The 302-nt window shown below is 72.5% G+C and carries 1 protein-coding gene; it reads left to right on the top strand.

What is annotated here, in order from left to right; genetic code table 11:
* On the top strand, window positions 1-262 hold a 262-nt coding region (locus JHD64_RS21545), incomplete at its 5' end, for a hypothetical protein (RefSeq protein WP_199055744.1).
* Window positions 263-302 lie beyond the last annotated feature (40 nt).

Genomic DNA, 302 nt, shown 5'->3' with positions numbered 1-302 from the left:
CCCCCCCCCCCCCCCCCCCCCCCCCCCCCCCCCCCCCCCCCCCCCCCCCCCCCCCCCCCCCCCCCCCCCCCCCCCCCCCCCCCCCCCCCCCCCCCCCCCCCCCTTTTCAAGCCGAAGACGGCATACGCGATCCTTGTTAATGTCTCGTGGGCTCGGAGATGTGTATAAGAGACAGGACATGCAGCGCTATGAAAACGAGCGCCCGTCCGCCGAAGCCGCCTGCCGCATTGGCGACGACCGCGTACTGCAAGGAGAAGGCTGATGTGCCTGGGCATCCCCATGCAAGTGGAACGCTGCCATGG

The sequence above is a fragment of the Aquitalea sp. ASV15 genome (assembly GCF_016429115.1).
In the GTDB taxonomy this organism is placed as follows: domain Bacteria; phylum Pseudomonadota; class Gammaproteobacteria; order Burkholderiales; family Chromobacteriaceae; genus Aquitalea; species Aquitalea magnusonii.
This window is presented reverse-complemented; position numbering and strand designations above follow the sequence as displayed.